The organism is Streptomyces sp. NBC_00038, from assembly GCF_026343635.1.
Classification (GTDB): domain Bacteria; phylum Actinomycetota; class Actinomycetes; order Streptomycetales; family Streptomycetaceae; genus Streptomyces.
The window spans coordinates 1-21,885 of sequence record NZ_JAPELQ010000001.1 but is presented as its reverse complement, the minus strand read 5'-3'; the positions used below and the strand labels follow the sequence as shown (position 1 = coordinate 21,885).

Here is a 21,885-nt window from a genome sequence, read left to right as displayed (position 1 = left end):
CCGACAGGCGTCACCCCGACAACAGCCCTTCGCCCACCGCGACCATCACCGCAAAGCGAGGAACGACATGACCACTCCGACCGACCTGCCGACGATGCAGGAGACGACCTATGACGTCGACGGTAAGAAGATCTTCGTCGCGGAGACGGGTGACGGCCCGCCGGTGGTGATGCTGCACGGCGGCGGTCCCGGCGCCTCCGGCGTCTCCAACTACACGCGCAACATCGCCCAGCTGGCCGAGCGGTACCGGGTCATCGTGCCCGACATGCCCGGTTACGGCCGCAGCAGCAAGGGTGTCGACAGCGCCGACCCCGTCGGGTACCTCTCCGGCCTGATCCGCGGTCTGCTGGACGAACTCGGCCTGGACAAGGTCCACCTGGTCGGTAACTCCTACGGCGGCGCCTGCGCGCTGCGGCTCGCCCTGGACACTCCCCACCGGGTCGACCGCATGCTGCTGATGGGCCCCGCCGGCGTCGGCACCACCCGCACCGTGCCCACCCGCGGCGCGAGGAGCCTGCTCGGCTACTACACCGGCGACGGACCGTCCCGGCTGAAACTGGAGACGTTCATCCGCAACTACCTCGTCTTCAACGCCGCCAGTGTCCCGGACTCCGCCATCGAAGACCGCTACCAGGCCAGCATCGACCCCGAGGTCATCGCCTCTCCGCCCACCAGGCTTCCCTCCGGGCCGGGCGCACTGCGCACCCTGTGGAAGATGGACTTCACCCGCGACCCGCGCCTGAGCCGGCTGTCCGTCCCCACCCTCGTGTTGTGGGGCGCCGAGGACAAGGTCAACCGCCCCTCCGGTGCCCGCATGCTGGCCGACCGCCTGCCCAACTGCGACCTGTACATGGTCGCCAACACCGGGCACTGGGTGCAGTTCGAGCAGGCCGGCCTGTTCAACCGTCTCTGCTCCGACTTCCTGGGAGGCCACCGATGAACACGTATGAGGGGCACGACGCCCCGTCGGTCTTCGGAGCCGTCCACCTCGGCTACATCATCATCGAGACCAACCGCTTCGCCGACTGGCAGCGGTTCGGCACCGACGCCATCGGCATGCATCACGACGCGCTCTCCCGTGACCTGATGCGCTTCCGTCTCGACGAGCAGGAGTGCCGCTTCCTGCTGCGGCGCGGCCCCGCCGAAGACGTCGTCACCACCGGCTGGCACATCGACGACCATGTCTCCTTCGAACAGATAGAGGCCCGCATCCGCGCCCACGGCGTGCCCCTAGTCGTCGGAACCGACGAAGAAGCCGCCCTGCGCGGTGTCGAACGCCTGCTGCGCTTCCCCGGGCCCAAAGGCATCACCCAGGAGATCTACACCACCCCGGTGAAGTCCGCCGAGCCCCTGCGCATGCTCGCCTCCGGCTTCGTCACCGGCGATGCCGGCATGGGCCACATCGCCCTGAGCTCCACCAGGCCGACGCAGATCCGCGGCTACTTCAACACCGTCTTCGACGCCCGCCTGACCGACTACATCGACGAGACCATGAGCGGCCTCAAAGTCAAGATCCGCTTCCTTCGCGTCAACGAACGCCACCACACCATCGCGGTGGCCAACCCCCTCAGGGTGCCGATCGACCCGATCCCCACCCGTGTCCAGCACCTCAACATCCAGGCCGCCACCCTCGACGACGTCGCCCAGAGCTACCAGCGCGTCCACGAACTCGGCTTCGGCTCGCTGACCGTCGGTCAGCACAGCAACGACCGCGAACTCTCCCACTACGCCCGCACCCCCTCCGGCTTCGACTGGGAAGTCGGCTGGAACCCCGTCGTCGTCGACGAGGCGACGTGGGAGCCCAGCACCCATCAGGGCATCAGCATCTGGGGACACCTCCCGGTCGGTGAGACCATCCTCGACAAGCTCGCCCAGTTCCGGGCCAGCGCCCGCTCCCTGGCCCATCCGGAAAACACCGTCCCCGCCCTCAGCGGTACGGGCATCGCCGACGACTGAACTGAGGGTGAGAACAAACGCGTCGTGCGGTTAGTCCGACGCCTCGGTGAGCCGGTCCAGATCCGCGTCCGTCAGACGCAGCGATTCCACCGCTAGGAGCGCGGGAAGCTGTCCCGCCGCGTAGCAATGGCCGACGAGGGCGCATCCGGTCTTTCCAATAGTTGCCGGCGGAGCCGCCGACGTCGTTCAAACCGTCTTTCCCGTGATCGCCGGGCGACAGCATGTGGAAGCGGGCCCTGCCCCCACAGCATTCCGCAGGATTGGCCCGGTACGGCTGTGACCGTATCCCTCACCCGTCGTACGGCACACGTTGTACGGGCCAGTGACGGTGCCCGGGGGATGTGCGGGTGAGCGGCGGACGACACCTTTGGCACGACGAACTCGACGCCATGTCTTGGCTCTTCGTCTCTCGCCCTGCCACATCCCATTGCGCGCGAACCGGCCGGAGCATTTCGGCGCGGTCCGCGGGAGGACAGACCATGCAACGCCTATTCGCCGGCATCGCCGCCGCCTCGCTTCTGCTCGTGGCCACGGCCTGTGGATCGTCCGGAAATTCCGGCGACTCCGCGTCGGAAAGCGGGGGCATCACCAAAGTCGAGGTCGGAGTCATTCCGATCGTCGACGTGGCCCCCATCTATCTCGGCCAGAAGCAGGGGATCTACAAGAAGTACGGTCTCGATGTCTCGATGACCACGGCGCAGGGTGGCTCGGCGATCGTGCCGGGCGTGGTCAGCGGCCAGTTCCAGTTCGGTTTCAGCAACACGACGTCGCTGATGGTCGCTCAGAGCAACGGCATACAGGTGAAGGCGGTCTCCAACGGTGCGGCGACCACCGGCGTGGACGGCGACGACTATGGCGCGCTCGTCGTCAAGAAGGGCAGTCCTCTCAAGTCCGCGAAGGACCTGGAGGGCAAGACGGTCGCCGTCAACACGCTGAAAAACATCCTCGACACCTCGGTCCGCGAGTCCGTACGCAAGGCCGGGGGCGACCCGTCGAAGGTGAAGTTCGTGGAGCTGGCCTTCGACCAGATGCCCGCGGCCCTGGAAAAGGGCCAGGTGGACGCCGCGACGGCGGTCGAGCCCGCGCTGACCACCATCCTGAACCAGGGCGGCGTGGAGATCGCGTCACCGTATGTGGACGTGGCCAAGGATCTCACCGTCGCCATGTACTTCACCTCGCAGTCGTATGCGACGAAGAACCCCGCTGTGGTGAGCAAGTTCCAGCAGGCCACCGCAGAGGCGCTGACCTACGCGAACAGCCACCCGGACGAGGTCCGCGACATCGTCGCCACGTACACAGAGATCCCAGCTTCCGTCCTGTCGAAGGTGACGCTGCCGAAGTGGCCGGAGGACATCAGCCGGTCCTCGGTGGAGACTCTGGAGAAACTCGGCGAGCAGGACGGCCTGTTCAAGACCGCCCCGGACCTGGATGAGCTGCTGCCGTGAGGATTCCGAACATCGCACTCGGAGCGGCAGGGCTCGCGACCTTCGTCGCCCTCGGCGAGGCTGCGCCGCGGCTCGGCCTGGTCGACGCCGACTACTTCTCGCCCCCGAGCAGGATCGCCGGCGCGCTGCGCGAGGAACTCGGCGACGCCGCCTTCTGGTCGGCACTCGGGGACACGCTGACAGGCTGGGTCATCGGCCTGGGGATCGCGTCGGGCGCGGCCGTCCTCTGCGGCCTGCTCATCGCCGTTGTGCCATTTCTGCGCCAAGTGACGGCGTCGACGATCGAGTTCCTGCGTCCCATCCCGTCCGTGGCGCTGATCCCGCTGGCGGTACTGCTGTACGGCTCCGAACTGCGCTCGGTGCTTCTGCTGGTGGTGTACGCGTCGTTCTGGCAGGTGCTCATCCAGGTGCTGTACGGCGTCCAGGACGTGGACCCCGTCGCCGACGAGACGGCACGGTCGTACGGGCTCGGGACCTGGGCCCGCATCCGGCATGTGACGTGGCCGACGGCCCTGCCCTACGTCATGACCGGGATCCGGCTCGCCGCGGCGGTTGCGCTGGTGCTCGCCATCACGGCGGAACTGGTCATCGGAGCACCGGGATTGGGGTCGCTGATCGCGGTCGCCCAGGCGTCACAGGCCGTGCCCGACATGTACGCGCTGATCACGGTGACCGGAGCCCTGGGGCTCTTGATCAACCTGGGGGCCCGAGCGGTGGAGCGGCGAGCCCTGGCATGGCACCAGTCCGTACGCGGGGAGACCGTACTGTGAGGGCGCTGACACGACAGGCGCTGTTCGCGGTCGGCCTGCCTGCGGTGCTGCTGGGACTGTGGTGGGCCGCGTCGGACGGGAGCACCGACCCGTTCTGGCCGCCGCTGCGCACGATCTTTCAGACCTTCCCCTCGGTGTGGACCGGCGAACGCCTGCGCGCAGACCTGCTGCCCAGTGTGCTGCGCCTGGCCGGCGGCTACACGCTCGCGGGCGTCGTGGGCATCGGCCTGGGCACCGTCATCGGTTCCTACCGTGGGGTGCGCGCCTTCTGCGAGCCCGTACTGGAGTTTCTGCGGGCAGTGCCGCCCCCGGTGCTGGTGCCGGTGATCATGCTGTTCGCGGGCATCGGCGACACGATGAAGATCGTGGTGATCGCGAGCGGCTGTGTCTGGCCGATCCTGCTGAACACGGTGGAGGGCGTGCGCGCGGTCGACTCGGTCATGCTGGAGACAGCGCGTTCCTATCACATCCGCGGTGTCGGGCGGATGCGCAACTTGGTGCTGCCCTCGGCGAGTCCGCAGATCGTCGCCGGTCTGCGCCAGGCCCTCTCGATCGGCATCATCCTCATGGTCATCAGCGAGATGTTCGCGGCGAACAACGGCATCGGCTTCAGCGTGGTTCAGTTTCAGCGCAGTTTTGCCATCCCCGACATGTGGACCGGAATCCTGCTCCTGAGCCTGCTCGGATTCCTGCTCTCCCTTGCCTTCTCTTTCGCTGAGCGGCGGGTGCTCGGCTGGTACCACGGCCTGCGCGCGTCCACCCGGCGGTCGTGAGTGAACATTCCGAAAGGGCGAACCATGCTCGACGTACGTGGCCTCCGGAAGACCTACCAAGGGTCCGGCCGGCAGGTGGAGGCGGTCCGCGACCTCACCTTCACGGTGAAGGCCGGTGAACTCGTCTGTCTGGTGGGACCGTCGGGCTGCGGCAAGACGACCCTGCTGAAGTGCATGGGCGGCCTGCTCAGCCCGACCTCGGGACAGGTTCTCCTCGACGGCGTACCGGTGACCGGCCCGCCGCCCGGAATGGCGATCGTCTTCCAGGAGTACGGGCGCAGCCTCTTCCCCTGGATGAAGGTCGCTGACAACGTCGAACTCCCCCTGAGGGAGAAGCGGATACCGAAGGCGAAACGCCGGGAGCTGGTCACCGACGCACTGCGGTCGGTGGGACTCCCGGACGCCGCCGACGCCTATCCCTGGCAGTTGTCCGGGGGGATGCAGCAGCGAGTGGCTATCGCCCGCGCGCTGGCCTACGAGCCCCAAGTCCTTCTGATGGACGAGCCGTTCGCCGCGGTCGACGCGCAGACCCGCGCCGACTTGGAGGACCTGGTGCGGGTCCTGTGGCACGAGCGCGGGATCACCATCCTCTTCGTCACCCACGACATCGACGAGGCGGTCTACCTCGGCGAGCGGGTAATCGTCCTCTCCGCCTCGCCGACCGTCGTGCAGGACGAGCTCCACATCGACCTGCCCGACGAACGGGATCAACTGCACACCCGGGTCGCCCCTCGCTTCACCGAACTGCGAACCCACGTCTACGAGCAGATCCAGGCGGCGAAGCGAGCCGTCCGGACGGACTCCGCGTCCACGGCATCGGCTGCGGCGACCGCGTCCGCGACCGGCGGGCATCCGACCGACTGAGCCCCGGCCGACGGTCCTCGTGATCGCCGCCGCTGTCACCGTCCCGGTCCCCGGGCTTCGCGGGGAACGGGACAGGGCGGCGGCGATCTCCATCACCGTACCCGGAGACGAACTCTCCGCTTTGCCGTAGGGTGACGGCATGAAGGACGCCATGATCCGGGTGGTCATCGCCGACGATCAAGCTCTGCTGCGGGGTGGATTCCGCATTCTGATCGACTCGGCCGACGACCTGGAGGTGGTGGGAGAGGCGGAGACTGGCCACGAGGCCATCGAAGTCGTCCGCCGCACCACACCGGACATCGTGCTGATGGACATCCGTATGCCGGAGCTGGACGGCCTGGCGGCCACGCGGGAGATCACCGCGGATCCGGATCTGGACAGCGTCCGCATCGTGATCCTCACCACCTACGAGGTGGACGAGTACGTCCTGCAGGCCCTGCGGGCCGGGGCCTGCGGCTTTCTGGGGAAGGGCATGCGCCCCGCGGAACTGCCTGAGGCCATCCGAGTTGCGGCGCGCGGCGAGGCCCTGCTGTCACCCAAGGCCACCCAGACCTTGATCACGAGGTACCTTTCACTGCCCGACGGACCGCCGGCCGCCCTCCCTGGAGAACTGGCCGAACTCACCGACCGCGAGCGGGAGATCGCGGCGCTGGTGGCAGAGGGACTGTCCAACCAGGCGATCGCCGAGTACCTGTTCATCTCCCGTCAGACCGTCCGCACCCATGTGCACCGGGCCATGGCCAAGGTCGGGGCTCGGGACCGGGCACAGCTTGTGGTGATCGCCTACCAGACAGGGCTCGTTCGCCCCGCGGCCGCAGAGCGCTAGCCCGGGACCGAGGCCCGAGGGGCGCCGGCCGGAACCGGGGTTCAGGGGTTCGTAGGGAGCGCGGGAAGGAACGCGTCCACGCTGAACTCCTCACGGCCCTCCGCGATGTCGAGGCGACCACCGACGGAGGCGGCTCGCTCGCGCAGACCCAGCAGGCCACGACCGGTGCCCCAAGGGGAATGCCGCCCGTCCTCGGTGCGGGTCACCGGGTTGACCACCGTGATCCGAAGCCGGTGGGCGGCGAAGGACAGACGGATCGTCGCGGACCGGGGCGTGGCGTACTTGAGCGCGTTGGTCAGTGACTCCTGGATGATGCGGTAGCCGGCCATGCTGACGGCCGGGCTCAGGCTGAAAGTGCTTCCGCCGCGCTGTACGTCGACCACCAGGCCGGCGGCCCGGAAGCCGTCGAGCAGATCGTCGAGGCGGTCGAGAGCGGGTATGGGCTCCGACAGGAGTGGCTCGCCGTCGGGCCGGCGCAGGACGGTGAGCATGGTGCCGAGTTCGGCGAGGGTGGTGCCACTCGCCGTGATGACGTGCTCGATGGCCGCCTCGGCCGCGTCGGGCTCCCGTCGCAGCAGGTGGGCGGCCGCCCCGGCCTGGAAGTTGATCACCGTGATGCTGTGGGCCACGATGTCGTGCAGGTCGCGGGCGAGCCGTAGGCGCTCCTCGGCGACCCGCTGGGACGCCTCCACCTCCCGGGTCCGTTCGGCGCGCAGGGCGCGGTCCTTGATGGCCTGGATGTAGGCGCGGCGGTTCCTGGTGGCGTCACCGATGGCGGTGGCCGCGCCGAGCCACGCGATCAGCATGAGGTTGGCCGGGTCGAAGATGTGAACTCCTGTCACGATCGATGTGAAGAGCTGGATCATGGTCCCGGCGATCGCGCCGGTGATCAGAGCGCGGGTACGCGGGGCCGCCACGGCCTCGGAATACAGGGCCACCAGACAGCACACGATTCCCGGGCCCGGCTCCTCCATCCACAGCAGGGCGACGAGGTAGCCGACGGTCGTCCCCGCGAGCGCGGCCACCGGCATATTCCGTCGCACCGTCAGCGGCCCTGCAGAAAACAGGGAGAACAGCATCGCGGGCCATACCGAGACGCCCTCCCGAAAGAATCCCGGGAGAATGAGCGCGACCCCGACAACGGCGATCAACCCATCGACGAGGAACGGATTGCCGAGCACCCGGCCGCGGATTCCGTTCAGCACACTCACCCTCTCCGGAGTCCGGCCGGTCTTTTCTCGCGACAGGGCGCGTCCACACAGTTAACGCCGTTCACGGTACGCACCACAACCGGCCGGGACACCTCAACCGCCGTACCGCACTGCGGTCGACCCATCCGCGGCGAACCTTCGCGTACATGGATCCACCTGCGCCTTCGCGGTGTCCAACGGATCCGGTCGACGGTTCGCCCTACGCCGACCCACGTACACCGCGGGGCAGGATACGGCGGGCACCGTATGCGCGAGAGACGGCATTCAGGGGACGCAGGAACCGGTTTTGAGAAGGCAGTTTGAATCCATGGCTTCCCCCCACGCGACGAGACCATTGCATCTTCTTCGGTCTCACCCGACCGTGCCGGGGAAACTGCGACGGAATGGCCCGGTATCGACCCGGCGTGACGCTCTTTCTCAGGAAAAGCACAGTATCAGCTGCTTGTTCGTGTCAAGGAGTGTCGCCCGTCGTCCATGACGTCACACAAACCCGCACTCCGAGAAGGATGTTGATGTGAAGCGCCGAATTTTCCTTTCCGGCATGGCAGCCACCGCTGCAGGAGTGACCGCCACCACGTACTACGGCGTAGCGCAGGGCGCGGCGGCTGCGACCGTAGGCACGCTGACGTTCCCCAAGGACTCCTACACAACGAAGGTCAAGACCGTCACGACGGCCGACGGTGCCGAGAAGAGCGTCACGTACCGGTTCTGGGAGAACATCGTCTACGTCGCCAATCCCGTGGACCCGACCTACCAGTGCCTCAACGTCGAGCAGCCGGTCGAGATCGACGGGCAGGCCGTCGACGCCTCCCACGCTCCGATCTTCTTCTCCATCCCGCTCGGCGGCTTCAACTCAGGCACGCCCACCGGCCGCACGAACCCCGGCGGCGGCTCCAGCCCGTCCCCGAGCGACAGTTCCTCGGCCGACCCCAGCGCCACCCCGACCGCGACGCCCACGACCAGGCCGCCGCTGCCCCCCGGGGCGGGCGACCAGGGCGACAACTCGGCGCTGGCCCTCGCGGCCGGCTACGTCGTGGTCACCTCGGGCGCGCGTGGACGGGACAACGTCAAGGACGGCAAGTACTACGGCAAGGCTCCCGCCGCCCTCGTAGACCTGAAAGCGGCACTGCGGTACGTCCACAAGAACAAGGGAGTGCTGCCCGGCAACCCCAGCAAGATCATCACCAACGGCGGCAGCGCCGGCGGCAACTTCTCCTCGATGATGGGCGCCTCGGTGGGCAGCCCGCTGTTCGACTCCTACCTCCGGGAGATCGGCGCGGCCGAGGCGAGCGACGCGGTGTTCGCCTCGGCGGTCTTCTGCCCCATCATCGACCTCGGCAACGCCGACAAGGCCTACGAGTGGATGTTCGGCTCGGCCGAGCTGAACGGTGAATTGGTCGACCAGACGGCCTCGAAGCAGCTGACCGCACAGTTCGCGGAGTACCAGGCGTCCCTGCGCCTCCAGGGCGTGGGCCGGTTCGGCCGGGTGACGGCCGCCAACTATGACCGCTACTTGCTGGAGAACTACATACAGCCGGCCGCGACCAGCCAACTGCGGGCCCTCTCCGAGGTCGATCGGACGACCTACCTGACCGCCAACCCCTTCATCAAGTGGGCGGGCGACAAGGCGTCCTTCTCCTGGGACGGATACATCGCACACATCGCCCGGTCCCGTTCCGTGCCCGCCTTCGACGACAAGGCCATGGCACAGCCGGAGCCGGGTTACTTCGGCGACGAGACCCACAACTCCCGGCACTTCACCAACTTCGGCCTGCGGTACGCGACCGGTGACAAGACCGCCACGATCGATCGCGACATCCCGCACAAGGTCAAGCTGACCAACCCGATGACCTACCTGGAGGAGCGCAACCCGCGGCGGGCGAGGCACTGGTGGCTGCGGATCGGCACCAGCGACACCACGCACTCCCTGACCGCGATCACCAACCTCGCCCTCAAGACGCAGAACCTCGGTGACGACGTCAACCTTAAGATGTACTGGGACGGCGGCCACGGCGCCAACGAGGACCCGGGCGACCTGATCAAGTGGATGGGCGAGATCACCGGCTACACCGTCGGGTAGCACTACAGCGAAACCCGGTTGAACACCCACGAAGGACACCCTTCCACCCCGGCCTGGCCGTGACAGAAAGCAGAGAGCCCGACGCCTGGGCGGGGCGCCGCACGGTGCCCCGCCCAGGCGTCGCGAGGAAGCACAGACGATCAATCTCATTCTCTGTTGGTGCGGTTGAGTCGAGATGGCCGGATCGGGTAGTGGCTGGGTCCTCTGGTGTGGTTTCGTGCCCTTCCACGTAGATGTTCAGCGCCGTGGCCGCGGACGGTGCGATGGAGATGGTCCGAGAGCCGGTATCGAGCCGGGGTACAGGCACAGGGGTGTAGTTCCGAACGGCGAGTTCGGCAGTTTCGCCGACACGGAGGCCCACACGAACCGTCCGGCGAGGCCGGGTTCCTGCGCTAGGACTATGCGCTCGGGGCCGGCCGGCTGGCCGATCGCGACCGGCGTGATCGAAGGTGCCTGCCGGCATCTGATCGCCGACCGGCTCGACATCTCCGGCACCCGCTGGGGCCGCGACGGTGCCGAAGCCGTCCTCAGCCTCCGCGTCGTGCACAGCAACGGCGACTTCGACGCTTACTGGCGATCCCACGTCGCCCGCGAACACGAACGCCTTTACCAACCAGCTGGCCAGGGCGAGTACGCCGTCAGAGCCTGATCGCCACCTCACTCGAAACGAGCCGCACCCAACTCAGTTGGTCTGGTCCCCGGCGCTTGCATGCCGGTTGATGTATCAGTTGATGTGGTCCCACCTCGCCGGGGCGAGCCGGCCCGCCCCGGTAGGATCTCCTGATCATGGACGTGGTCGCGGGAAACGAGATGGTCGCCATCCCGTCGGGGCGGGTGACTCTGTCGGACCGGCGGACGCAGCGCAGTTGGTCGGTGGAGCTTGCGCCCTACCGGCTCGCGGCATTTCCAGTCACCCAGGCGTTGTATGCGCAGATCACCGGCCGACGGCCGAGCGCCGCTCACGGTGACCAGTTGCCCGTGGAGTCCGTTTCCTGGTGGGACGCGGCACGGTTTTGCAACGCGCTGTCCCTGCAAGAGGGGTTCACGCCTGCCTACCACCTCCCTGCCGACGGCGAAGGTATCGAGTGGGACGCATCCGCCGACGGGTACCGGCTGCCGACCGAAGCCGAGTGGGAGCACGCCTGCCGTGCGGGTACGACCGGGCCGCAGTACGCGCCGCTGGATGAGATCGCCTGGTACCGCGGCAACTCGAGCGAGCGCATCCATGCCGTAGGCGGCAAGCACCCCAACCCGTGGGGTCTTTACGACATGCTGGGCAACGTCTGGGACTGGTGCTGGGACGTCTACGACCCCGAGGTCTACGGCGCCTACCGGGTGCTGCGCGGCGGTGGCTGGTTCGATGAGCACTGGAGTTGCCGGGCCTCTGCGCGGCGCCGTAGCCACCCGACGTTCCAGGTCGACGACGTGGGGTTCCGCATGGCGCGCTCCGTCGGGTGAGGACCGGTTCCCGCGCGTCGTCGGGAAAGGGCGGGGTCTGTATTGATGTGCGGCTCCGCCGCGTGGGCCCGCCGAAGGCGCCCACCTCCGCCTCCACCAGCGTCCGGGAACGCCATGGCCCCGCCCCGCGTTGCCACGAGCATGACGACGAATAGGTCGAGGCCCGAGGTGCTGCGATACACCGCCTTCTCCAGCACCCCCGAAGGCGGAAACCCCGCCGGTGTCGTTCTGGACGCCACCGCCCTGGACGACAGCGCCATGCTGGCCATCGCCGCCGACCTCGGATACTCGGAGTCCGCGTTTCTGACCGCGCCCCCGGAGGGCCTCGGTGGCCAGGAGGGGCGGGCGTACAGCATCCGTTACTTCAGTCCCAAGGCCGAGGTGCCGTTCTGCGGGCACGCCACCGTTGCGACCGCCGTCGCGCTCGCCGAGCGGATGGGCCCCGGGGAGTTGGTGTTCGCGACGCGCGCCGGCGCGGTGCCGGTGGAGGTGGTCGAGGAGGGCGGGACGCTCCGGGCCACGCTCACCAGTGTCGAGCCGCACATCGAGGAGATCACCGACGCCGACCTCGCGGAGGCGCTCGCCGCGCTCGGCTGGCCCGCCGCTGATCTCGACCCGGCCTTCCTGCCCCGTATCGCCTTCGCCGGCGCCCGCCATCTCGTTCTCGCGGCGGCGACGCGCGCCCGCCTCGCGGATCTCGCGTATGACTTCGCGCGCCTCGAAGCCTTGATGCACCGCTTGGACCTGACCACAGTCCAGCTGGTGTGGCGGGAGTCGGCCGCCGTCTTCCATGTCCGTGACCCGTTCCCCGTCGGCGGCGTCGTCGAGGACCCGGCGACCGGCGCCGCGGCCGCCGCGTTCGGTGCTTACGCCCGTGATCTCGGCCTGGTTTCCGAAGACGCCGTCCTCACCCTGCACCAGGGCGCGGATCTGGGCCGCCCTGGCGAGCTCACGGTGACGCTGCGCGCGGGTGAACTGCGCGTCCGTGTCAGTGGTGCAGGAGCTCGCATCAGCTGAAGCGCAGCCATGATGGCAGCGCAGGCACAGGTCTTCCCGGTGATCACAGAGCATCGCAATTCCATATTCCGTGATCGCTAGGCCCGTGCCTCTTCTGCTCTCGGGGTGCTCCATCGCGCCTATCCGCGCGAGCTCTCAGGGCTCCTACCAAAGTGGTGGACTTGACCTGGTCAGCGGTCGGTATAGCGCACGGGGCCGCCGGGTAGGGGGACGTGGTCAGCCGCGCCGCGCACGCGATAATCCCGGCGACGTCGGTGGTCATCCCCGGGATACTGGTCGCCCATGGATGAGGTCGAGGTCGTTGTCGCCCATTCCGAGCGCGCGACTGTGCGCGTCGGTGACGTGTTCTTGAAAGTGGATGCCGATCAGGCGCGGATTGATGTCGAGGTCGAGGCGATGGCCCTGGCGCCGGTCCCGACCCCGGAGGTCCTGTGGCGCAAGCCGCCCGTGCTGGCGATCGCCGCGCTCCCGGGGACGACGCTTGGGCGCCTCGGCGGGCCGTCGACCGGGTCGCCAGCGGCGTGGGCCGCGGCCGGCGCCGCCATCCGGAAGCTGCACGACGCGCCCCTGCCGCCCCGGCCCGGCCAGGCCGGCCGGAGCATCGTCGCGCTGGCGGCGGAACTCGACAACGAGTGCGAGTTGCTCGTGACGAACGGCCTCCTGCCCGCCGACCTGGTCACCCGCAACCGCCAGGTCGCCGAGGCCGCGCTCCGGCCGTGGACTCCGGCGTTCACGCACGGCGACCTGCAGATCGCGCACGTCTTCGTCGACGGCGACGAGATCACCGGCATCATCGACTGGTCCGAGGCGGGGCAGGGTGATGCCCTGTACGACCTCGCCACCTTCACGCTCGGACACGAGGAGCACCTCGACGACGTCGTCGCCGGCTATGGCACCGACGTCGATCTCGACGTGATCCGCGCGTGGTGGTCGTTGCGAAGCCTGCTGGTGGTTCGCTGGCTGAGCGAGCACGGTTTCGACCCGTTCGCGCCGGGCTGTGAGGTCGACGTGCTGAGATCCCGTATGTGAGGCTGCGCGGGTCCGACTGCTACGTACGCGTTCTGACGCAATGAGCAGGTGGTTTTGTTCACGGAGCACGACAGCGGTTGTCCAGCACTCCGGGAGGCGCCCGCCCGGGGGCGAGGTCGATGTTCACGAGAACGGCCAGCACGTCGGCTGGAAAGGCAAGGTAGACCGGCTTGACCCTCGATCCTCGGGGGTGTCCCCGGAACGTTCACCTCGCCTGCGGTACACACACGTGGTGCGATGAAACAGGGGGTCGGGAAGGAGAGAGCGATGATCCCACCGGCAGGTGAGCGCAAGAGTGGCACGGGCCCTATGTCGGTCCGCCCGCTGGATGAGGCGGACCTTGATCGGGCCGACGAGGTCTTCAGGGTCGCCTTCGGGACGTTCCTCGGGGCTCCCGAGCCGAAGACGTTCTTCGGGACCGTCGACTACGTCCGCACTCGCTGGGCGGCCGATCCACAGGCGGCCTTCGCGGCGACGGTCGAGGGCGAAGTCGTTGGATCGAACTTCGCCGCCAACTGGGGCAGCGTCGGGTTTTTCGGACCGCTGACCGTACGTCCGGATCTGTGGGACCAGGGCATTGGCAGGCGTCTGATGGAGCCGGTCATCGACTGCTTCGACACCTGGGAGAACCGCCACCTCGGCCTGTTCACCTTCTCGCACAGCCCCAAGCACCTTGAGCTCTACCGCCGTTACGGCTTCTGGCCCCGATTCCTCACCGCCATCATGAAGAAGCAGGTCACTGACGGTGCCGCAGTCCCCGGCCGAGTGCTCTACGGCGAACTGCCCGCCGCCGAGCGGCCCGACGCACTGAGCCTCTGTCGCGCACTGACCGAAGCCGTGTACGAGGGCCTGAGCCTGGAACGCGAGATCGTGGCCGCGCACACGCAGGGACTCGGTGACACCATCCTGCTCCAGGGCGCCGGCTCCGAGCTCGACGGCCTGGCCGTCTGCCACTGCGGAGCCGGGTCGGAAGCCGGCGAGGACGTGTGCTTCATCAAATTCGGCGCTGTACGTCCTGGTCCGGAGGCCGCCGACCGGTTCGAACGACTGCTCGACGCATGCGAGCAGCTGGCCGCCGATCGCGGACTGGGTCAACTGGACGCTGGCATGAACCTGGGCCGCCCCGATGCCTACCGGCGCATGATCGACCGCGGTTTCCGCACTTGGTTGCAGGGCGTGACCATGCACCGGCCCAACGAACCCGGCTACAGCCACCCCGACGCGTATGTGATCGACGACTGGCGTTGACCACCGCCGCGCTCGGCCCGTTAGGAAGGCCCGGTGCTGTCGGAACCCGTGAATATTCCGAGCCAGTCGTCGCGGATCTCCCAGCGGATGCGCAGGCGGCGGAACCAGTGCAGCAGCGCGATCGCTCCTCCCACGACCCAGTGGTAGACGCCCAGGCCGGAGCCGTGCCCAGTGCCGCGCCGGGCAATGTGCGGGGTGATCTGCAACCGGCGGGCCTTGTCCCGGTAGACCTCGTGGTCATAGTCGCTAGCGGCGCAGGGTGGTTTCGCGTTCCAGGTGGGACAGTTTCTCGGGGTTGCGTACGGCGTAGAGCCCCGTGACGAGGCCTTCGTCGATGCGCATCGCCAGGACAGTGTCGATCTCGCCGTCCAGCCGGACGATGAGTGCCGGGTCGCCGTTGACGTGGGTCGGCTGCAGGGACATCGCGGCGGCGATCCTGCCCAGTACTTGGGCGACCTGGTCGGCTCCCACGACGGGTGCGAGTGCGGCCTGCACGACTCCGCCGCCGTCGGTGAGCAGGACGACGTCGGGGGCAAGGATGTCGAGCAGGCGTTGCAGGTCGCCCGTTTCGACGGCCCGCTGGAACGCCTCGACGGTGCGGCGGGTCTGGGCAGGGGAGGCGACCCTGTGCGGTCGGCGTGCGGCGACGTGGGTTCGTGCCCGGTGGGCGATCTGTCGGACCGTGGCGGGGTTCTTGTCGATGGCCTCGGCGATCTCGTCGTATCCGAGGTCGAACACGTCGCGCAGTACGAACACCGCCCGTTCGGTCGGGGCGAGCGTCTCCAGCACCAGCAGCATTGCCATGGAGATGCTGTCGGCCAGCTCGATGTCCTCGGCAACGTCGGGCGCGGTGAGCAGGGGTTCGGGCAGCCAGGGGCCGACGTAGGACTCCCTGCGCCGGGTGAGTGTACGCAGATGGCTCAGCGCCTGCCGGGTGGTGATGCGGACCAGGTAGGCACGCTGGTCCCGCACGATGTCGGGATCGACGCTCGTCCACCGCAGCCAGGTCTCCTGCAGGACGTCCTCGGCGTCCGCGGCCGAGCCGAGCATCTCGTAGGCGACGGTGAACAGCAGGTTGCGGTGGGCGACGAACGCCTGGGTCACGCTGTCCATGCGGTCGCCGCGAGTGGCCGGCTCGGATGCGTCCTTTGTCCCGTCGCTCACCGTTCGGTCGTTCATCGTCGGCTCCTGCCCGTTCGCTGTCGACTGCGCCGTACACCAGACGCCGGCCCCCACCGCTTTGTGACACCCGCGAGCGGTGACGCACGCCACATCGCCGTGCCGTCACAGGGGCCGGGCCGTCGGCATCTTGTGTTCGTCATGTGCAGCAGCACGCGACCCCACGAGTCACGAGTGAGGACTACGTCATGGAACCTCGTTTCAACCTGTTCGACAGCCCGACCGCCGCGAAGGTCGCCAAGCGGTTCTACAACACCTCGTTGGCCCTGGAAGGGTCGACGCTGCCGAAGGCCCTACAGGAACTGGTGCAGCTGCGGGTCAGTCAGATCAACGGCTGCGGTTTCTGCGTCGATGCCCACACCAAGGAGGCGGCGGCCGCCGGTGAAACCGCGCTCCGGCTCAACCTGGTCGCCGCCTGGCGGCACAGCACCGTGTTCACCGAGGCCGAGCGGGCCGCGCTGGCACTCGCCGAGGAAGGCACCCGGCTCGGCGACCACGGTGTGTCAGACGAGACCTGGGCCCAGGTGCGCAAGCACTACGACGACGATCAGGTGGGTGCGCTGGTCTGCCTGGTCTCCCTGATCAACGCGGCCACCCGGATGAACGTGATCGTCCACAATCCGGGGGGCTCGTACGAGCCCGGCAAGTTCGCCAATATGTCGAGCTGACCGGCAGGCGGAGCGCGGCTCGTCTCGGATCGTTCGATGTGGGGCGGGCCCGTACCTGCCGCGGACGGCAAGGATGTGCACCGTCCCATGCCGCGAAAGGAATCGTCGGATGGCGGCTACCAAGAGATCGTCCTGGAGCTGCGCGACGTATCCGACATGACGGCCGAAGGTGTGCAGGGCCTCGACCTGCTCGGCGGTGGCCGCACCGCTCAGGCCCCCAGCGCGCACGCATATCCGAAGATCCGGACGGTCTTGGCCTGCACCACGGCCAATGCATCGGAAAGAGTGAGCTCGGGCCGGCGCTCGTTGCGGACGTCGGTGACCTGTTCCGCGCACAGATGCTGCAGCGCCGCCCCCATATCTCTGCGAGGCTTCGGCGGCAGCCGGGAAGCTCTGCTCCGCGAGGATCTGGAACGCCAGCGCGAGCAGGGCATTGCCGGCAGCACCAGCGTCACCATGCGGTGCCGGGAGAGGAAGCCTTGCGGAGGCGATCCCCCTGGCCGGTCCAGCCATGGTGATATTCGACGATTTCCCGGACCGGCGAGGGAAGACGCTGGACCTGTGCTCGCAGGGTCGGCTCCAGCAACTCGTACAAATCTGTGAGGATCTGTCGGACCGTTCGGGCTGGGGGAATCGTCACAATGAATCCTCCGCAACAGGAGACACGATTCAAATACGGCCGTTGCGAAGCGCAGCCGGTGCCCGTCGGCGCGACGGTGCAGCGCCCACCTCCGTCCCGGCGGACGAAGCCGTTTCCCCGCTCACAGCCGGCAGAGAATCTATCCCTCATACGCCCCACCCAACCTCGTGGTTGCGCCCTCGAAGAGGTGAACCACTCCGCGACTGACCGGAGCCTGCCTTCGCACCTTCTATGGGTGGAGCACCAGGCAGGTGGTGGTGGCGTGTGCGATCAGTTTTCCTCGTTCGTCGAAGACTTTCCCTTCGGCTGTCGCGGTGCTGCGGCCTGTGTGGATGACGGTGCCTTCGGCGGTGAGGGTTTGTCCGTCGGTGTGTGCGGCGCGGATGTAGTTCACCTTCAGTTCCAGGGTGGTGTAACCGACGCCTGCGGGCAGGGTGGTGTGGACCGCGCAGCCCATGACCGAGTCGAGCAGGGTGGCGGCGATGCCGCCGTGAACGGTGCCCAGCGGGTTGGCGAAGTCGGGGCGGGTCTGCAGTGAGGCGACGAGACGGCCGTGCTCGACTTCGTCGAAGCGCATGCCGAGGAGCCGGCCGATGGAGGGGGTGTCGGCGGGGTGCTCGGTCTTGAACCAGCGCATGAGTTCGAGGCCGGTCAGAGCGGTGAGATCGGTGGTGGTCACGGATGTTCCTTGCTTTCGTGTTGATGGTCAGGCCGCGCAGCGGTACGGCGTGTGCCGTGTCAGCCGAGGGGGTTGGCGGTATCGAGCAGGGCGGCCAGCGCGGGGGCGTACATGCGGGCCTTGATGGTGGCGAGGGTGTCGCCGGCCTTGTTCACCTGTGTCCGGGCGAGTTCGATGGCGACCGTACGGACGGCGTCTTCGGCGACCGCCTGGTCGACGATGCCGGCAGTTGTGGCATCGGCCCCGCCGTAGCGGTGGGCCGTGAGCATGGCCCGGTGTGCGGTCTGCGGGGTCAGCCGGGCCTGGATGAGGGCGGACATGCCGGGCGAGAAGGGGATGTTGATGTCCGCCTCGGGCAGACACCAGTAGCCGCGGTCGGCGCGCATGACGCGGAAGTCGTGGGCGAGGGAGAACATCGCGCCGGCGGCGAACGTGTGCCCCTGGAGGGCGGCGACAGTGATCATCGGCAGTGACAGCAGCCGCGCGAACAGGTCCTGGACCGAGACGATGTAGTCCTGTTGCTGGTCGGCGTGGGCGAACAGCCAGTCCAGGTCAAGGCCGTTGGAGTAGAACTTCCCGGTCGCGGCCGTCACCAGGGCCCGGGGGCCTTCGGTCTTCTCCACCTCGTCCAGCGCGGCGCCGACGGAGGCAAGCCAGTCTGGGTGGAAACGGTTCTCGCCGTCCCCGAGGTCGAGGACGAATACGTTGTCATGGCGATCGAGCGTGGGCATTTCGGCTCCCTCACTGTGCGCTGGTCAAGGGTGGGGGCGCGTTACGGCCTGGGCTCGGTGCCGGAATCGGGCCGCGCCCGTAGTGCGTGGGTCAGCAGGTCATGGATCTCGGCCGCGGCCGCATCCAGCGGGGCGGAGCTCTGTTCGACGCGGCACATGATCACCGCGCCTTCGATCGCGGCGATGATGAACGCGGCCAGCCTCGTGGCTCGCTGATCGGGCAGTCCGTGCCGTACGAGCGGGGCTGCGAGCGCCTCCTGCCAGCGGGCGAACACGGAGGCGGCGGAGCGGGCCAGCTGCGGGGCATCGTCGTTGGTCTCCACCGCCACGGCCACGACGGGGCAGCCAGCCCGGAAGTTGCTCTTGACGAGCCGGTCACGCCACCGCGTGAAGAACTTGTCGATCGCCTGTACCGGGTCGTCGTCCTGCATTGCGGCGTCGAGCAGACCGGCGATGAAGTCACCTGCGAGAGCCACCGCCTCGTCCAGGAGTTGGGTCCGCCCGCCAGGAAAGTGGTGGTACACCGAGCCGCGGGGGGCGCCGCTGTGCTCCAGGACACGGTCGATGCTGGTGCCGCCGGCCCCGTACTCACGCAACAGCGCAGCGGCACTGACGATCATGCGCTCACGGCTGTCGCTCTTGCGGGGGCTCATTTGGAGGGCCTTTCTGGCGCGGTCGTACGGACCTCGCCCGCGTTGACTACCTAGCGGTAACATATGGTGTATGGCATAGAACATGCAAGGGGTGGCTCATACGACTTCCCGATGGAAGTGCAGGCGTCACCGGGGCGGGCGGAACCTCCCGTTCGACCCCGTCCTGACGCATGTCGGACTGGCCGAATCCCTCGTGCGAGCTGGCCACTTGGGCGCGGCCTGCGGCCACTGGGGCGCCTTCCTGGGCCACCGTCCGCATCTGCGCTCGGCCCAGGTGGAGCGGCGGGTGGGGTGCCTGCGCCTGCGTCGGGCTATCGACAGGCGGCAACCGTTGTCGACCGGGCGCAGGAGGCCGCGCCGGCGTCGACGGCTTCTACTGCCGCCCCGGCCTGGTCGGCGCCCACGAGAAGGCGGGGTCGAGGGCGACGTCGGCCGCTTCCGACGCATCGACTTCGTCCTCGTCCCGGAGGTCGGCTCGCTGGCCGAGCTGAACATGCTGGTCGAGCGGTGGGACGGGGAGGGCGAGGCTCGCCGGATCCGGATGCGACCGCGCACGGTCGTTGCTGGAACTCACCGACAGGCGTTGCTGCCTGTCATCGACGTACTCACTGACCGCTTGGGCTTGCTGCTCGACCAGTTCGTATGGTTCCGATTCCGGCGACCGGCACGTCGATGTGCTGTTGGGGACCAATCTCGAGTTCATCCACCACGCGGCCGAGACCGCGTTGCTCCGTGACCTGTGGGGAGCTCACTGCGCCACTCCCGGGTAGACCCCTGCGCGCCGGGGGTTGGTGCCATTGCTGTGAACCGTCCATCCGGTATATTTTCTGACTGTTGATACGGCTGGCTGGGTTGGGTGGGTCAACTCCTGTGGGGTGGTGGGGAGTTGTTGGGGTGGGCTGGGTTCTTCTGGTCGCCTTCTGGCCGTCTTCCTGGTCGTCTTGTGGTCGTTTTCTGGTTCGTGTTTCTGGTTGTGGTGTTGCTGGTGTGCTGGTCCGTGTCTGGGGGAGGTTCGGGATGGTGCGTGGCGTGCAAGTGCAGGCGCAGGTGGTGATCTGCGGTGGGGGGCCGGTGGGGATGCTCCTGGCGTGTGAGTTGGCGGGGCGTGGGGTGTCTGTAGTGGTGGTGGAGGTGGAGGCTGGGGTCTGCCAGCGGCCGAAGGCGACGACGTTGCATGCGCGGACGGTGCAGTGTCTGGTGCGGCGGGGTCATCTTGCGGGACTTGCGGCGGCCGGGGAGGGCGGCGGTGCGGGGTCGGGTGGTGTGTTTCATTTTGGGGGGTTGTCGGGGTTGTTGATTTCGGTGCCGGTGGGGGAGCCGGTGGCGGTGTTGAAGTGTGCGCAGGTGGTGTTGGAGCGTCATTTTGAGGGGCGTGCGCGGGGGTTGGGGGTGCGGGTGTTGCGTGGTTGTCGGGTGGTGGGGGTGCGTGAGGAGGCGGAGGGGGTGCATGTCACGGCTGAGGGGCCGGGTGGCCGGGTGGAGTGCACGGGGGCGTATCTGGTGGGTGCGGATGGGGCGCGGAGTGTGGTGCGGGAGGAGGCGGGTTTCGCCTCGCGGTCGTATCCGGCGACGGTGTCGGCGATGGCGGGTGATGTGCGTTTCGAGGGGAATGGGGGTTTTGTGTCGGGGTGGCATCGCACGCCGCGGGGGTGGGTGGTGGCGAAGGAGGTGGGGGGTGGGGTGGTGCGTCTTCGGACGTTGAATTGTTCGGGTGCGGTTGGGGGTGTGGGGCGTGGTGTGGCGTTGACGGTTCAGGAGTTGGGGCGTGAGGTGTCGTGGATCGCGGGGCGGGAGGTGGGGGTGCGGGATGGCCGGTGGTTGAGCAGGTTCAGTGATTTCTCGCGGCTGGCCCGTTCCTATCGCAGGGGGCGGGTTTTTTTGGCGGGGGATGCGGCGCATGTGCATTTCCCGATCGGCGGGCAGGGGTTGAGTACGGGGTTGCTGGACGCGGTGGATCTGGGCTGGAAGCTGGCGTTCGCGGTGCACGGTCACGCGGGTGCGGGGCTGCTCGACAGTTACGACCTGGAGCGGCGCCCCGCGGCGCAGCGGGTGATCGATCACACGCGGGCGCAGCTGGCGCTGATGCGGCCCGGTCCCGAACTCGATCCGCTGCGGGCGCTGTTCGGTGAGCTGCTGGCCCGCGGCGGGGGTGGGGAGGGCGGGGTGCTGGCGTCGATGGTGAGTGGGCAGGACACGGTGCTGCCGGCGCGGGGGGCGGATGCGCCGCCGTGGGAGGGAAGGTTCCTGCCCAATACCGGCCTGGTCACCCGGGAGGGCCGTACCGATGTGATCGGCCTGCTGGCTGAGGGGCGGCCGCTGCTGCTGCTGTTCGGCGGGCCGGGCAGCAGCGGGGGGTATGAGGAGGAGGCGCGGGGGTGGGCCCATCTGCTGCGGGTGGTGTATGCCGAGCCGGTGCCCGAGTTCGGGTGTGAGGCGCTGCTGGTGCGGCCTGATGGTTACGTCGCGTGGGCGTCGGGGGGTGTGGGGCCGGCTGCCGCTCTGGCGGCGTATTTCGGTGCGCGCCGGGGCGTGGGGGCCGGGAGTGTGCGGGCGGGGGCGGCCGGCTGACGAGGCCTGGCCGCGGTATGGCTGTGGGGGTTGGCCGGCTGACAGGCCTGGCCGCGGTGAGGGTGTGGGGTTGGCGGGCTGACGGGGCGT

Annotated in this window: 21 protein-coding genes and 2 pseudogenes; 15 read left to right on the top strand and 8 right to left on the bottom strand. The window is 68.2% G+C overall.

Going from position 1 to position 21,885, the window contains the following annotated elements; translation table 11 throughout:
* Window positions 1-67: 67 nt before the first annotated feature.
* From OG219_RS00120 to OG219_RS00090, 7 genes are all read left to right on the top strand, one after another.
* A complete protein-coding gene (locus tag OG219_RS00120; RefSeq protein ID WP_266821543.1) occupies window positions 68-940 on the top strand; it encodes an alpha/beta fold hydrolase in 873 nt (290 codons plus the stop codon).
* The gene (locus tag OG219_RS00115) at window positions 937-1,956 is read left to right on the top strand and encodes a VOC family protein (protein ID WP_266821541.1); all 1,020 of its coding nucleotides are present in this window, start codon (window positions 937-939) and stop codon (window positions 1,954-1,956) included. Before OG219_RS00120 ends, OG219_RS00115 begins: the two co-directional genes overlap by 4 nt.
* A gap of 479 nt (window positions 1,957-2,435) precedes the next feature.
* Window positions 2,436-3,401 (top strand): ABC transporter substrate-binding protein, encoded by a 966-nt coding sequence (locus OG219_RS00110; RefSeq protein WP_266821539.1) that lies wholly within the window; start codon window positions 2,436-2,438, stop codon window positions 3,399-3,401.
* Window positions 3,398-4,171: an ABC transporter permease gene (locus OG219_RS00105; RefSeq protein ID WP_266821536.1), complete on the top strand. Its 774-nt coding sequence runs from the start codon at window positions 3,398-3,400 to the stop codon at window positions 4,169-4,171. Before OG219_RS00110 ends, OG219_RS00105 begins: the two co-directional genes overlap by 4 nt.
* On the top strand, window positions 4,168-4,944 hold the full coding sequence (locus OG219_RS00100; RefSeq protein WP_266821534.1) for an ABC transporter permease: 777 nt from the start codon (window positions 4,168-4,170) through the stop codon (window positions 4,942-4,944). The genes OG219_RS00105 and OG219_RS00100 overlap by 4 nt, the downstream gene beginning before the upstream one ends.
* Before the next feature lie 24 nt (window positions 4,945-4,968).
* Window positions 4,969-5,808 (top strand): ABC transporter ATP-binding protein, encoded by an 840-nt coding sequence (locus tag OG219_RS00095; protein ID WP_266821532.1) that lies wholly within the window; start codon window positions 4,969-4,971, stop codon window positions 5,806-5,808.
* Window positions 5,809-5,947: 139 nt separating this feature from the next.
* A complete protein-coding gene (locus tag OG219_RS00090; protein WP_266821530.1) occupies window positions 5,948-6,634 on the top strand; it encodes a response regulator transcription factor in 687 nt (228 codons plus the stop codon).
* A 41-nt stretch (window positions 6,635-6,675) separates the two neighbouring features.
* Here the strand turns inward: OG219_RS00090 and OG219_RS00085 are convergent, their stop codons facing one another.
* Window positions 6,676-7,839 (bottom strand): sensor histidine kinase, encoded by a 1,164-nt coding sequence (locus OG219_RS00085; protein ID WP_266821528.1) that lies wholly within the window; start codon window positions 7,837-7,839, stop codon window positions 6,676-6,678.
* A gap of 547 nt (window positions 7,840-8,386) precedes the next feature.
* Between OG219_RS00085 and OG219_RS00080 the strand changes: the two genes are divergently transcribed.
* The 6 genes and pseudogenes from OG219_RS00080 (at window position 8,387) to OG219_RS00055 (ending at window position 14,677) form a co-directional block, all read left to right on the top strand.
* The gene (locus tag OG219_RS00080; RefSeq protein ID WP_266821526.1) at window positions 8,387-9,925 is read left to right on the top strand and encodes a subtype B tannase; all 1,539 of its coding nucleotides are present in this window, start codon (window positions 8,387-8,389) and stop codon (window positions 9,923-9,925) included.
* A gap of 415 nt (window positions 9,926-10,340) precedes the next feature.
* Window positions 10,341-10,574 (top strand): annotated as a pseudogene (locus OG219_RS00075) (ISKra4 family transposase); the annotation flags it as partial.
* Window positions 10,575-10,711: 137 nt separating this feature from the next.
* Window positions 10,712-11,383 carry a formylglycine-generating enzyme family protein gene (locus OG219_RS00070; RefSeq protein ID WP_266821524.1) on the top strand — a complete coding sequence of 224 codons (672 nt, stop codon included), beginning with the start codon at window positions 10,712-10,714 and terminating at the stop codon, window positions 11,381-11,383.
* A 141-nt stretch (window positions 11,384-11,524) separates the two neighbouring features.
* Window positions 11,525-12,400: a PhzF family phenazine biosynthesis protein gene (locus OG219_RS00065; RefSeq protein WP_266821522.1), complete on the top strand. Its 876-nt coding sequence runs from the start codon at window positions 11,525-11,527 to the stop codon at window positions 12,398-12,400.
* A gap of 282 nt (window positions 12,401-12,682) precedes the next feature.
* Entirely contained in the window at window positions 12,683-13,429 is a 747-nt protein-coding gene (locus OG219_RS00060) for a phosphotransferase family protein (protein WP_266821519.1), read from the top strand.
* A gap of 267 nt (window positions 13,430-13,696) precedes the next feature.
* Window positions 13,697-14,677 (top strand): GNAT family N-acetyltransferase, encoded by a 981-nt coding sequence (locus tag OG219_RS00055; protein ID WP_266821517.1) that lies wholly within the window; start codon window positions 13,697-13,699, stop codon window positions 14,675-14,677.
* A gap of 65 nt (window positions 14,678-14,742) precedes the next feature.
* On the opposite strand, the pseudogene OG219_RS00050 reads toward OG219_RS00055, so the two are convergent.
* Together OG219_RS00050 and OG219_RS00045 are read right to left on the bottom strand one after the other, a co-directional pair.
* Window positions 14,743-14,877, bottom strand: a pseudogene (locus tag OG219_RS00050) (IS5/IS1182 family transposase); the annotation flags it as partial.
* Window positions 14,878-14,923: 46 nt separating this feature from the next.
* On the bottom strand, window positions 14,924-15,856 hold the full coding sequence (locus tag OG219_RS00045; protein ID WP_266821515.1) for an RNA polymerase sigma-70 factor: 933 nt from the start codon (window positions 15,854-15,856) through the stop codon (window positions 14,924-14,926).
* Between the two features lie 188 nt (window positions 15,857-16,044).
* Here OG219_RS00045 and OG219_RS00040 point away from each other — a divergent pair, with 188 nt between their 5' ends.
* Window positions 16,045-16,524 (top strand): carboxymuconolactone decarboxylase family protein, encoded by a 480-nt coding sequence (locus tag OG219_RS00040; RefSeq protein ID WP_266821513.1) that lies wholly within the window; start codon window positions 16,045-16,047, stop codon window positions 16,522-16,524.
* Between the two features lie 209 nt (window positions 16,525-16,733).
* Here OG219_RS00040 and OG219_RS00035 read toward each other — a convergent pair whose 3' ends face one another.
* The 5 genes from OG219_RS00035 to OG219_RS00015 form a co-directional block, all read right to left on the bottom strand.
* A complete protein-coding gene (locus tag OG219_RS00035) occupies window positions 16,734-16,883 on the bottom strand; it encodes a hypothetical protein (RefSeq protein ID WP_266821511.1) in 150 nt (49 codons plus the stop codon).
* 510 nt (window positions 16,884-17,393) lie between these two features.
* Complete coding sequence (locus tag OG219_RS00030; protein WP_266821509.1) at window positions 17,394-17,843, bottom strand: PaaI family thioesterase; 450 nt, start codon at window positions 17,841-17,843, stop codon at window positions 17,394-17,396.
* A gap of 59 nt (window positions 17,844-17,902) precedes the next feature.
* Window positions 17,903-18,574 carry an enoyl-CoA hydratase-related protein gene (locus tag OG219_RS00025; protein WP_266821507.1) on the bottom strand — a complete coding sequence of 224 codons (672 nt, stop codon included), beginning with the start codon at window positions 18,572-18,574 and terminating at the stop codon, window positions 17,903-17,905.
* Window positions 18,575-18,615: 41 nt separating this feature from the next.
* Window positions 18,616-19,227 carry a TetR/AcrR family transcriptional regulator gene (locus tag OG219_RS00020; RefSeq protein ID WP_266821506.1) on the bottom strand — a complete coding sequence of 204 codons (612 nt, stop codon included), beginning with the start codon at window positions 19,225-19,227 and terminating at the stop codon, window positions 18,616-18,618.
* A 373-nt stretch (window positions 19,228-19,600) separates the two neighbouring features.
* Entirely contained in the window at window positions 19,601-19,801 is a 201-nt protein-coding gene (locus tag OG219_RS00015; RefSeq protein ID WP_266821504.1) for a hypothetical protein, read from the bottom strand.
* 443 nt (window positions 19,802-20,244) lie between these two features.
* On the opposite strand from OG219_RS00015, the gene OG219_RS00005 reads away from it, so the two are divergent.
* Window positions 20,245-21,795 (top strand): FAD-dependent monooxygenase, encoded by a 1,551-nt coding sequence (locus OG219_RS00005; RefSeq protein ID WP_266821502.1) that lies wholly within the window; start codon window positions 20,245-20,247, stop codon window positions 21,793-21,795.
* Window positions 21,796-21,885: the final 90 nt, after the last annotated feature.